A 12,722-nucleotide genomic window follows, 5' to 3' on the forward strand; every position below is an offset into this window, starting at 1 on the left:
ATATTAAATGAGGAAAAAGAAAATTTAATTGATAATTATATTTCTAGTTATTCAGATTATAATTTCATCTATATAACTGAAAGTGATTCTTATTCACGAACATCATTAATATTATGTAAAAAAAAGTTTAGTCCTATTAATTTCTTGCATAATCAATGTGTGTCTATTTATGTATTGGATAATAAAAAATGAAAAAATATAGTGCTATTAGTGTATTAGTTATCATTTTAAGTTTAATGATTTATTTTAGTTTTTACTTCAATCAAGAAAAAGAAAATGTAATAAATTGTGAAGCAAAGTTAATTATTTATGATAAAGAGGATACTAAAGCTAATTTAGAATTAATGTTTACTTTAGGGGAGGAGCAAGGATGGGCAAGTATTCGAGGTGTTATTGATTATAACGGCGATTTGATCCCAGTGTATAGAAAATCTTTTTTTGATATAACCAAACTGAAAACTAGCTACAAGCTAGCATCTACACAGATCCTTATTAACGATAATAACAGTGAAATTATCAATAAAATAATTCCCAATTTATATGTAAAAGAAGGTTGGCAAAGAAGTCTTTCTGTTTTTAGTCAAAACGATGGTGGTTATTTATTCTCATCTAACAATGTATACTCATTTTATTGTTATTAGTATACAAAAAAGACAAATATAAAATTCTCTTTTTTACGATTGTGGTAGTATCTGCGTACAATTTTTAGACTAAATCAAACAGTAAAAGAATCACTTGTGGAAAACAACCTGCTAAAACTACAATAACTTTATCACACAGCAGATAAATACAGAAAAACGCTCATGACAGATACTAATAAAAAAAAGTTAACAATCAATGATATAGCCAAACTTTGTGGTGTGGGCAAATCGACTGTTTCAAGAGTACTTAATCAAGATCCTATGGTTAATGAAGAAACAAGGAAAAAAGTTAACTCAATTATTGAGAAATATAAATTCACACCGTCAAAATCTGCACGAGCAATGCGGGGGTACTCTAATCGTTCTTTTGGTATTATCGTCACTCGCCTTGATTCTTATGCGGAAAATCAAGCAGTTAGTGCCATATTACCGATCCTTTATCAAAACAACATTGACCCTATTATTTTAGAAAGCCAATTTAGCCAAGCCAAAGTAGAAGAAAACTTAAAAATGCTCGCCCACCAGAAAATCGATGGCGTAATATTATTTGCATTTTCAGGGATCAATGCGGCTAACTTAGCAAGTTGGAAACAAAAAATGGTTGTTATAGCAAGACCACTAGAAGGTTTTGTTTCCATTTGTCATGACGATGAACGAGCTGTTAACGCTTTAATGCATTATTTCCATCGAGACAAACATTATCAACATATAAGTTTTATCGGGATCCAAATTAATGATGAAACAACGGGTTTATTACGTTATCAAACTTATCTTCAATATTGCCAGCAACATCAATTAATATCTCAAGCTCAACTTGGTGAACTTAATTATCAAAGTGGCTATTTACTTGCCAAACAAGCATTAGCAAGCAAGCCTCAAGCTATTTTATGTGCGACCGACTCTCTGGCCTTTGGTGTACAAAAATATTTAGCCGAACAGAAAATAGATCATATTGAGGTGGCCTGCATCGGTCGTAATGATCTACTCACCTTTTTATTTCCTCAAACTAAATTTTATCGATTAGGTTTTAGAGAAAGTGGACAAGAAGCTGCTAACATATTGATACAAATGCTAGAAAAAAATATTCCTGCACAAAAAATCATTATATCAAGTCATGACTTAAACCCATGATCAAATAAATTAATGATCATTAACTGTGATCTTTATCTTGTTATGGGAACGTTCCCATTGGATAAAAAGAAAGATCTCGATATATTAAAAATAACCCTACTATTATGAGAATATTAATATGTCGATACCTCAAGACAACCAAGCCATTGAAGAGTTAATTACTCTTGTTGGAGGTTCAGATAATGTTATTAGCGTTTCACACTGTCTAACCAGATTACGTTTTGTTTTGAATGATCCCAATCTCGCTGATATAGATAAAATTAAAAAAATATCTTTTGTTAAAGGCTGTTTTAATAATGCGGGTCAATTTCAAGTTATTGTTGGTATGGATGTTGATATCTACTATAAATTATTAATTGATAAGCTTTCATTAAAAGCTAAATCTAAAGATGATATAAAATCTGACGCGAAAAAGAATATGGGATTCTGGCAAAAGCTGATTGCCAATTTAGCCGAAATTTTTGTTCCATTATTACCTATCTTAATTTGCGGCGGTTTATTGTTAGGATTAAGAAATGTTATTGGCGAAATGCCTATATCAGATAATAAACCCCTCACTTATTTTTATCCTTGGTTAACGCCAATATATGATTTTCTCTGGTTACCTTGTGAAGCCATCTTCCATTTTCTACCTGTGAGTATTTGCTGGTCGAGTGTAAAAAAGATGGGTGGTACACCTGCACTAGGTATCGTACTAGGTATAACCTTAGTTTCTCCACAACTAATGAATGCTTACAATTTAGGTTCACAACTTCCTGAGGTTTGGAATTTTGGTTTATTTACTATTGAGAAAGTAGGTTATCAAGCCCAAGTGATCCCTTCGATTTTAGCGGGACTATTTCTGGGATGGTTTGAGACTAAATTACGTCGTTTTATCCCTGATTACCTAAAATTAGTTATTGTGCCGATTGTAACTCTTATTGTCGCCGTTTTTGTTGCCCATGTTATTTTAGGCCCTATCGGTAGAAGCATAGGTGATGGTCTCGCCCAACTGATCAAGTTTTTAATGTTAGGTGATTTTGCCCCTATTGGTTCAACTATTTTTGCCTTTTTCTATTCCCCCATGGTGATCACCGGCTTACATCACACAACGTTAGCGATAGATTTACAAATGACTCAAAGTTATGGCGGTACACCTATTTGGCCGATTATCGCTCTGTCTAATATTGCTCAAGCATCTGCCGTTGTAGGCATTATTATCGTTAGTCGCAAATTAAATGAACAAGAAATTACTATTCCGGCAGCTATCTCTGCTTATTTAGGTGTGACAGAGCCAGCCATGTATGGCGTCAACTTAAAATATGGCTTTCCTATGCTGTGCGCCATGATTGGCGCTGCGCTAGCGGGTTTGATTTGTGGATTAAATAATGTGCTATCTAATGGTATTGGTGTCGGCGGATTACCCGGTATTTTATCTATCCAACCTACTTATTGGTTAGTTTATTTATTAGCAATGATTGTGGCTATTGTCGTCCCTATTGGATTAACCATTCTGGTCTATCGCTATAAAGAAAAAGCAGGCACCTTGCAAGTCGATTAATTTAATCTCAAACTAAAGGTTAAACATGAATTATATCTCTGTTATTCTTTCTGATACTGATATCACAATTAAATATCTTTCAGAAAAAAGCCATTATTCATTTAATACCACAAATAGCCATTACCTTGATTGGCTAAATATGGCTAAAGCTATTAACCATAAATTTAAATCTGCTCAAGGTGGTTTGATATATTCGACAAGTAATAAATTGGATAGCGATATTATTAAAACCATTGATAATAAAGTAATAAATTTATCAAATTTCTTTACTGAAATATTTAATAAACCTTTTATTTATATCAATAAAGCGCAGCTTGAACATCATCATAATTTAGAAGAAAAAATGGTTACAGTTGCCAATAACTTTGCTTGGTCAATTGAATATTCAGGCTTAGAAACAGGAAAAGATGAATATTGCCAAGAGTCTCTCTTAACTACGGCCAATGGTTATATTGGGTTAAGAGGAACTTTGCCCGAAATGACTATAAGTGATGAGCACTACCCCGCTACCTATATTGCTGGCCTATATAATCAAGCAAGTTCACAAATAGAAAACCATCAGGTGATTAATGAAGATTTTGTTAATGCACCTAATGGACAATTTATTTCTCTTAAAATTGGTAAGGGAGAATATCTTCATCCAAAGCAACTGATAACACACCATTTAACACGTCATTTAGATTTGAAAACGGGTGTATTCACTAGCCAATGGCGTGTAGAAACCCCTGAAGGACAGCAACTTGATATTCATTGTACAAAATTTGCCAATATGGCTGATATGTCACATTACGCCATTTTATATACCTTTAAACCATTAAATTTCTCAGGTGAGATAACGGTTATAACTCGCCTAGAAGGAAATACTTATAATTACGGTGTACAACGCTACCGTAGCCTTAATCCCCATCATTATCATGTGTTACAAACTGGAGCGAATAAGCAACACGCATTTATATTAGCTCAAACAGATCAGTCAAAAATAGGGATCGGATTATCGTCAACAATAAGTGGTGATTTCTTTGCAAATGAAGATATTGTTTGTCATGTTTCAGATACGCTTGTTGAACAAACCATCACCTTCAACGCTCAACAAAATACCACCTATCAACTTGAAAAATGTGTTGCTGTAACAACCTCTACGGCTTACCCAGACTCATGGCAAGATGTGGTTAATTGGGAACAACAACCTTTACACAGCCAATTGATAAATAGCCAAAAAGCGTGGCAAACGTTATGGGATAGTGCCGATATCTCGATTTCTGGCGATCTGATGACCCAAAAATTACTACGCTTACATACCTTCCATTTACTGTCATCCGCATCACCATTTAGCAATCAGCAACATCAATTAGATGTTTCAGTCACCGCCCGAGGGTTACACGGGGAAGCCTATCGAGGCCATATTTTCTGGGATGAGATCTTTATTCTGCCATTTTATATTATGCACTTCCCTGAAACCGCACGCCAACTATTACTATATCGTTACCACAGGCTACCTGCTGCGCGTCTTGCGGCACGAGCAGAAGGATTTCAAGGTGCTATGTTCCCTTGGCAATCAGGGCATGATGGTAGTGAGCAAACCCAGACACTGCATTTAAACCCCTTATCAGGGCAATGGGATGCCGACCACAGTTGTCGTCAACGTCATGTCTCATTAGCGATTGCCTATAATGTGTGGCTATATTGGCTAAATACTCATGATCACCAATTTATGGAACAGTATGGACTTGAACTACTCAATGACATTACCTTGTTCTGGTTAGACCAATGTCAGTGGGATGAAGGCGATCAACGTTTTCATATTGATGGAGTTATGGGGCCGGATGAATTTCATGAGAAATACGCAGACTCACTTGAAGGTGGCTTAAAAGATAACGCATACACTAATTTAATGGTGATTTGGTTGTTTAATCAAATAGAGATGTTCATAAACAATGATCGTTTTTCTAAAAAATTACAACAGCTAAACAGCCAATCTAGCGTTTTCAATAAAATACAAGAAGTTAAAAATCGTATTGCTATCAATATTGATGCTCATGAAATTATTGAACAGTTCTCAGGTTATTTTCAATTAAAAGATCTGGATTGGGAAAGCTATCGAAAAAAATACGGCAATATCTATCGTATGGATAGAATTTTGCGTAAAGAAAATAAATCTGCCGATGATTACAAAGTAGCTAAACAAGCAGATACCCTGATGTTATTTAATAACTTAGATAAGCAAACCGTACATTCCCTAATTACCTCTCTTGGTTATTCAGTTTCTAAGCACTTTGCTGAAAAAAATCTACATTACTATTTAGAAAGAACCTCTCATGGTTCCACACTGTCACGCATTGTCCATGCTTATCTCGCAGAACAAATACAGTTACATGATTTGTCATGGCAACTTTATCAAGATGCTCTTTATTCAGATTATAATGATATTCAAGGTGGAACAACTGCCGAAGGTATTCATACTGGTGTCATGGCGGCAACATTAAATACCACCATCATGGCTTATGCCGGTGTTGATATTCGTCAGGATATGCTGACCATCACCCCTTCACTCCCTCAACAATGGCAAAAGCTAAGCTTTAAATTATTGCATCGCTCTACTTTATATCAAATTAATCTCACTCATAAAGAAATTAGTATTTTAAGTGATAAGCCCAGTACTATTTTAATTAACCATCAAACGCATAAGCTAACCGCCAATACGTTATTAGTATTAAATTTAAATGGAGACACGCAAAATGACTAAAGGTCTTATTTTTGATCTGGATGGCGTAATTGTTGATACCGCCAATTACCACTATATTGCGTGGAAAAAGCTATCTAATGAAATAGGAATTGATTTTGACAAAGAGTTTAACAATTTATTAAAAGGAATAAGTCGAATTGAGTCATTAGAGCTTATTTTATCTCATGGTAATAAAAGTGATGTTTATTCTGCGGATGAAAAAAAATCATTCACAGAAACAAAAAATAAATATTATCTTGAGTTATTAAATAATATTACTCCAAAAGATATTTTACCGGGTGTTTTAGATCTAATAGAACAAGCAAACAATAATCACATTCCTTGTGCTATTGCATCAGCTTCAGAAAATGCCCCAACCATATTAGAAAAATTAGGCATTAAGCATTATTTTAAGGCAATTGTTGATCCTAAAACACTCAAAAAAGGCAAGCCCGATCCTGAAATATTTTTGCGTGCGGCTGAGTTTATTCACATTCCACCACATTTATGTATCGGATTTGAAGACTCGATTGCTGGAATACAATCGATTAAACAAGCGGGCATGTATGCAATTGGCGTTACTGCTGACGGCCCCTTACCAGAAGCAGATTTAGCTGTTCACTCATTAACTGAAATAGATATTCATTCACTTTTTTAATAAAAAAACATGGGGATAATAAACCTCCATTATTCCCGATATAAGGAATAAACAATGAACATCAAACACCTTGCGATAGCGACTTGTATCGGCATTGCCGTGCCGACAATTGCTCACGCCAATACAAATGAATTATCGATAGAACAACGTTTAGCTCGACTAGAAGAGAGAACGTTAGCCGCTGAAAAAAGAGCTGAGTTAGCAGAGCAACGTGCCGCTAAGTTAGAAAATGCGTTAAAACAAAATCAGGCGCTTAATAACAATCTATCACAAACTAGCGAAACTATAACTGCGCCACCATCATCGCTGATAGAAACAAATACCGGTTATGGAAAACTCAAGTTATATGGTGATGTTGAATTTAATACAGATATTGCAAGTAAAAAAGGTCAGCTAACCTCCATTAACATGCGCTCAGGTAAAGAAAAAGACTATGGCGATTATGATAAATGGGGGATCAATGGGCGTATATTAATTGGCTTAGACGGAGAGCGTCTGTTAGATAATAAAAATTATGCAGGCTTCACTGTTCAACCTCTGGCAAATATTGATGGTAAGGTATCTCTCGACGATGCCGCTTTTTATTTTGGTAAAAAAGAGCGTTGGCAATTTAAGTTAGGTCGTTATGAAGCTTATGACATGTTCCCGCTTAATCAAGATACTTTTGTTGAATATTCAGGCAACACTGCAAATGATACTTATAGTGATGGTTTTGGTTATATCTACATGATGAAAGAAGGTCGAGGGAGAAGCAATAGCGGTGGTAGCATGATGTTTAATAGCCAATATAATAATTGGTATTTTGAAACTAATTTATTAATTGAAGATGGAACGTCTATTTTTGCTAACAAGGAATATCACGGAAATAAACTATATAATAATAAAAATGTTATTTATTTTCGCCCAGTTATTGCATGGAATAACAATAATTTTAAAGTTGCTGTCGCCTTAGAAAAAAATATTATCAATAATGCTTATGGTTATGATGATAAAAAAACGGGTGAATTTAGAGATCAATCCAAACGCAACGGTTATGGATTAACTTTAGGCTGGAGCAATCTACAACAAAATCCTGAAAATGGTGTCACAATAAATTGGAATACCGCTTATTTAGACGCTAACGATGAGAACGACTTTACAACAGGTACTAATATTTTATGGCGTAAATTACAATTAGGCTATATCTATGCCCATAATAATATTAAGTCATATACTATTAATAATGATGATGATAACAATAATGATATTATATTTGGCCCAGGAAAATATAATATCCACACTCTCTATTCCTCATATGAATTACCTAATATTTTAGATATGGATAATTTTAAAATCTATTTAGGTGCATATTATTCTGTTATTAATGGTAAAGATATTGAAATAGAAAATAGCGATAAAGATCGTTATGGTGTAAGAGCACGTTTTAAATACTTCTTCTAGATTTAATTATTAATATATTGGATGAGAATATCATCCAATATACCCCGTGAGAATAATTTTCATTTATATTAAAAATAAGAAAGATTAATATCAGTACAACATCTTATTTTATTTATCTTTTATAACATCTTTAACACAATAATGATTCATTTATGAAATAAGTCAGAAATATATCTCTTTTTAATTACGCCCTATCTCACAGAATATAAAATCCCTCTTATTTACCATTGACGAAATAAATTCTGAGAAGTAAATATAATAAGTAACGATTATAAAAATAGCAGACCATCTATAAAAGATGGCTTTTTTAATCTTTTATTTGTCTCATTTTTTAGACAGTTTTACAGAAAACACCGGAGAATAACCTTATGACTCAACCAATTACAGCAACAGACTTTTCAATTAATGATATGAAAACATTAATTGAAACAATGCAAATTTATAAAAAAGATAACCATGACAAAGGGATAACACGTATTGCCTATAGCGAAGAAGATGAAGCAGCCCATCTCTATCTTGCTAGTGTAATGAAAGAGGCAGGCCTTGAAGTCTATCGTGACGGTATTGGCACACTCTACGCTCGCTTACCGGGGCAAGATAGAACATTACCCGCCGTAGGAACAGGCTCTCACCTTGATACCGTTCCCCAAGGGGGCGCTTATGATGGCGCCTTAGGAGTTATTGCTGGTTTTTATGCTTTGATGCAATACAAACCACAACAACTGAAACGTGATCTAGAGTTAATTGTATTCCGAGCAGAAGAATCGAGCCGATTTGGGTTTTCATGTATCGGAAGTAAAGTGCTAACAGGAAAAATTGACCGTACTCGATGGGAACAAAATAGAGATGATGAAGGTAATAATTTCTTTGATGTTTTAAAATCCCTTGGTTATCAACATGAAAACTTAGATCAATGTTTACTTAAATCAGACCGTTATAGTGCATTTGTTGAATTACATATTGAGCAAGGTAAACGTCTAGAAAACGATCAAAAAACAATTGGAATTGTCAATGGTATCGCTGCGCCAACACGTTTTTCAGTCACCGTAAATGGCCATGCAGACCACTCTGGTGCAACACCAATGTATCAACGTCAAGATGCGTTAGTGGCGAGTGCGGGTATTATTACTGATATCAATCATGCTGCCTGTACGGAAGCGGTATATGGCACCGTAGGTACCATTGGTAAGCTTAATGTCATACCAAACTCAATGAACGTTATTCCAGGGCAAGTAAAATTCTCCGTGGATATTCGTGGTATTGATACGGACAGTATTCAACGGGTTGTACAGCGTTTAACAAACAGTGTTGAGAAAGCAGAAAAAGATTTTGGTGTAAAAATAATGGTGCAACCTATTTCGGCTGAATCACCAGTAAAACTGGATGACTCTATTTGCCAAGTTATTGAAAGCATTTGTCAAAAACACGATATCAATTATATGACTATGTTAAGTGGTGCCGGTCATGACTCAATGAATATGGCATCTTTATACCCGACAGCGATGATTTTTACCCCCTCTGTTGCGGGGATTAGTCATCATCCCGATGAATTTACAGAGTTTAGTGATATTGCAATAGCTGCAGATATCTTAGCGGAAACATTAGGTGTTCTAGCTAATCAATAATGACTGATAATCTCTTTTAAGCGTGTAATGGCATCATCATTTTTTATTGCTTTTGCCCATAACGTATCAAACAGAGATTGATATTGGAATATTGCTTCTGTTGATGAAGATACTGTCGCAATACCCGTACTTACATTAGGAAATTCACCTAAACGAAATGGACTAACCGCTAAAGAGAGAGGTGCTTTGTTTTGATAAAACAATTGAAAGGTTAAAGATGGCATCGTATCTGAAATAATCGCAATATTAAGATGACTATTTTTTTGCTCTAACTTTTCAATTAAATGGCTGATTTCTTGTTTTGCGCGTTGTTTTCTTTCTTGTTGAATGGCTTTACTTACATTAACAGAGCCTAGCATACCAACATAAAGAAATTTTTCGATTTGCTGTTGACTAATTAAATTATAAATATGCGGTGAGTGTAATGATTGATGCTTTTTACGCTCTTTTAAAATAGATAAAACTTCTTGTTGCTTCTTTGTTAGCGCATTTTCAGGAGAGGCTTCTGTTAACATTTCGACAAGCGTTTTATCATAACAATCAGAGGTTAATAAATAAGAAAAGGGTTCGAAATGGGTATAAATATGGGAAGATTGCGTTTCAAGTTGGCGCATTCGTTCAAAAAAACCATTAGCGCTAGAGTAATACTCCGTATTAATACCTAATAAGCTACTTAATGAGGTGTTAAGTAATCGAGCAAGATTATCTAATGTCTCAATTTTAACGATTTCACCCTTTTCTAATCGATAGACAGCGGCACGGGAGATCCCTAAACTTTCAGCTACATCTTCAGCTTTTAATGAGGAGGCAATACGATAAGCACGCAGTCGATGACCAATGGACAAGTAATCTATCTTTTCTCTTGATATATAAGACATTTTATTATTGCTCCACCAAAGACAAAGGGTGTGTATAAAAAATAGACATCAAATAATTTAGCCATATATAGTTTAAAGGAAATAGATAATAAAAAATATTACCTTCTTCACATAGAAATCAAACAAGTCGCAGTAGTACCTAGCAGATAACATCATTTAGGTTTTAAATTAGATGTTATCAAAACGATAGCCTCACCAGGGAACTATCATAATAATAAATAGAAAAGGCACTGTAATCATATTGCAGTGCCTTTTCTATTTAACAGGAAACATATTATCTTATTAACAATACAATCAACTAATAATATAACAACATAATAATGTAACAAAATACTGATATGTACTTTTTCAAAAAGAAATCACTCAATAAAAATTTAATAATTAGCTAATTATTAAATATTAACAATGGAAACTATTTATAATAAGCACACAAATAGTTTATTTTTAAATAATAAAGGATATTATATGGAATTAATAAAAAACACTAAAAAACCGACTGTTTTCTATTTATCTGAAGGGATTATATCAACAGGGGTTATATCTGGCTGGCCTAAAAATTCAACAGATGGAACAACACATCTCACCTATACATTTCCTAATTACAGTGATCGGTCAGAAAATATAAGAAAGAAATACCCGATAACAGAAAGTCAAAAAAAAGAAACGCTAAAGAATATCGCAGAGTATTACAAATTAGATTATGAAATAAAGGAAAGAAAAAAAGAACTAGAAGCCATTAAAGATAGTGAGGATCCCAAAAAAAGAATTCAGGAAATAAATGAAGATATAAAATTAAAGACCGAGAGAAGATACGAGATAAAAAAAGGCATACCTTTATATTTTTCCGTTACAACAATGACGATATTTCCTCATCAACAAGAAGTTGTCACAGAAATTTTACAATTGGCTTCAGATTTCGCAGACCTTACTTTTACTAGAGTACCTATACAAAAAAATGCCAATTTAAAGTTTGGCTATTACAAGCAGTTTGCAACTGGTTATTATATGACGAGAGAAACAGTAGGCTTTGCTAGTAAGCCTAACTATAATGGTACACCTATAAAAGAGATCGGGCAAAATGAAAGTTATGATTTCTCTGGGAGCATATTTATTAATTTAGCTTCTCATGATTTTTATCAATGGGTCAAACGGGATAATCTTGATAAATATATAGAAAATGAGGCCAATATCGGCGATTTATATAATTACCATGATAATAATCAAGTTGCTATAATAAAAAGTACGGATGTGTTACTCAACGAAACAATGAAAAGTAAACACAAACTAGGATCACAAATATATTATGTTTTTTTGCATGAATTAGGTCATGCACTAGGGCTAGAGCACATAGATGCATATTTGAAAAATATAAAAAATAGTGCAATTGAAACATATAAATATACAGTTATGGGCATGGGATTTGCTGATATTAAAGATGCAGATTTTGGCGGTCTTTATCCTATGACCTTTATGCTAGTAGATATATTATTATTACAATATCTCTATGGCCCAAATATGACCACACGCCTTGAAAATAATACCTATGGATTTAATTCCAATACGGGACGCGCCGCTTACTCTTTAAAAAGCATAGAAGATAAATTAGTGAGCTGTATTTGGGATGCGGGTGGAATTGATACATTAGACTTTTCCCTATATACCGTTAATCAAGTCATTAATCTCAATGAAGGCTGTTTTTCAGATATTGGAGGATTACGGAGTAATATCTCTATTGCCTATAAAACGATTATTGAAAATGCGATTGGTGGTAAAGGTGATGATACTCTCATAGGAAATCCTTTTGATAATAACCTCATAGGTGGTGATGGCAATGATTTATTCTATGGCGGTGATGGCAATGATTTATTTTATGGTGGCTCTGGAAACGATGTTATATACGGAGAATTGGGAAATGATGTGCTCTATGGTGATGATGGAGATGATATGCTTATCGATTATTATGGTGCTAATATGTTAGATGGTGGTAAGGGTAATGATCGGATCTGTGTAGCATCAACAGATAGAGGGCTTCCAGGTAGAAATATCATTCTAGGGGGAGAAGGTGATGATGAAATATATTTGGGCAC

Annotated in this window: 9 protein-coding genes and 1 pseudogene; 9 read left to right on the forward strand and 1 reads right to left on the reverse strand. The window is 34.0% G+C overall.

Features of this window, described 5'->3' with window-relative positions; translation table 11 throughout:
* The 8 genes and pseudogenes from AACU95_RS06460 to AACU95_RS06495 form a co-directional block, all read left to right on the forward strand.
* Positions 1-192, forward strand: a pseudogene (locus tag AACU95_RS06460) (winged helix-turn-helix domain-containing protein); the annotation flags it as partial.
* On the forward strand, positions 189-641 hold the full coding sequence (locus AACU95_RS06465; RefSeq protein WP_004244887.1) for a hypothetical protein: 453 nt from the start codon (positions 189-191) through the stop codon (positions 639-641). The pseudogene AACU95_RS06460 and the gene AACU95_RS06465, both read left to right, overlap by 4 nt.
* A 162-nt stretch (positions 642-803) precedes the next feature.
* Positions 804-1,772 carry a trehalose operon repressor TreR gene (gene treR, locus AACU95_RS06470; RefSeq protein WP_004244888.1) on the forward strand — a complete coding sequence of 323 codons (969 nt, stop codon included), beginning with the start codon at positions 804-806 and terminating at the stop codon, positions 1,770-1,772.
* Between the two features lie 118 nt (positions 1,773-1,890).
* Entirely contained in the window at positions 1,891-3,312 is a 1,422-nt protein-coding gene (gene treB / locus AACU95_RS06475; protein ID WP_004244889.1) for a PTS trehalose transporter subunit IIBC, read from the forward strand.
* A gap of 25 nt (positions 3,313-3,337) precedes the next feature.
* Positions 3,338-6,055, forward strand: coding sequence for a glycoside hydrolase family 65 protein (locus AACU95_RS06480; RefSeq protein ID WP_049208241.1), 2,718 nt, complete (start codon positions 3,338-3,340; stop codon positions 6,053-6,055).
* Positions 6,048-6,692, forward strand: coding sequence for a beta-phosphoglucomutase (gene pgmB, locus AACU95_RS06485; protein WP_049201682.1), 645 nt, complete (start codon positions 6,048-6,050; stop codon positions 6,690-6,692). The genes AACU95_RS06480 and pgmB overlap by 8 nt, the downstream gene beginning before the upstream one ends.
* 54 nt (positions 6,693-6,746) lie before the next feature.
* The gene (locus AACU95_RS06490) at positions 6,747-8,132 is read left to right on the forward strand and encodes a carbohydrate porin (RefSeq protein WP_049208242.1); all 1,386 of its coding nucleotides are present in this window, start codon (positions 6,747-6,749) and stop codon (positions 8,130-8,132) included.
* A gap of 368 nt (positions 8,133-8,500) precedes the next feature.
* Entirely contained in the window at positions 8,501-9,757 is a 1,257-nt protein-coding gene (locus tag AACU95_RS06495) for a Zn-dependent hydrolase (protein WP_049208244.1), read from the forward strand.
* Here AACU95_RS06495 and AACU95_RS06500 read toward each other — a convergent pair.
* Positions 9,751-10,635 (reverse strand): helix-turn-helix domain-containing protein, encoded by an 885-nt coding sequence (locus tag AACU95_RS06500; protein ID WP_004244894.1) that lies wholly within the window; start codon positions 10,633-10,635, stop codon positions 9,751-9,753. The two genes, AACU95_RS06495 and AACU95_RS06500, sit on opposite strands and share 7 nt — an antisense overlap.
* Before the next feature lie 465 nt (positions 10,636-11,100).
* Between AACU95_RS06500 and AACU95_RS06505 the strand changes: the two genes are divergently transcribed.
* A partial coding sequence (locus tag AACU95_RS06505; protein ID WP_161737203.1) for a M10 family metallopeptidase C-terminal domain-containing protein occupies positions 11,101-12,722 on the forward strand: 1,622 nt, incomplete at its 3' end.

Source organism: Proteus sp. G4415 (genome assembly GCF_963896075.1).
Lineage (GTDB): Bacteria > Pseudomonadota > Gammaproteobacteria > Enterobacterales > Enterobacteriaceae > Proteus > Proteus mirabilis.

What these genes read in the sequence shown, in the direction of transcription:
- pgmB (WP_049201682.1), top strand. Translation starts at nt 6,048, where the DNA reads ATGACTAAAGGTCTTATTTTTGATCTGGATGGCGTAATTGTTGATACC.
- treB (WP_004244889.1), top strand. Translation starts at nt 1,891, where the DNA reads ATGTCGATACCTCAAGACAACCAAGCCATTGAAGAGTTAATTACTCTT.
- treR (WP_004244888.1), top strand. Translation starts at nt 804, where the DNA reads ATGACAGATACTAATAAAAAAAAGTTAACAATCAATGATATAGCCAAA.
- AACU95_RS06490 (WP_049208242.1), top strand. Translation starts at nt 6,747, where the DNA reads ATGAACATCAAACACCTTGCGATAGCGACTTGTATCGGCATTGCCGTG.
- AACU95_RS06465 (WP_004244887.1), top strand. Translation starts at nt 189, where the DNA reads ATGAAAAAATATAGTGCTATTAGTGTATTAGTTATCATTTTAAGTTTA.
- AACU95_RS06480 (WP_049208241.1), top strand. Translation starts at nt 3,338, where the DNA reads ATGAATTATATCTCTGTTATTCTTTCTGATACTGATATCACAATTAAA.
- AACU95_RS06495 (WP_049208244.1), top strand. Translation starts at nt 8,501, where the DNA reads ATGACTCAACCAATTACAGCAACAGACTTTTCAATTAATGATATGAAA.
- AACU95_RS06500 (WP_004244894.1), bottom strand. Translation starts at nt 10,635, where the DNA reads ATGTCTTATATATCAAGAGAAAAGATAGATTACTTGTCCATTGGTCAT.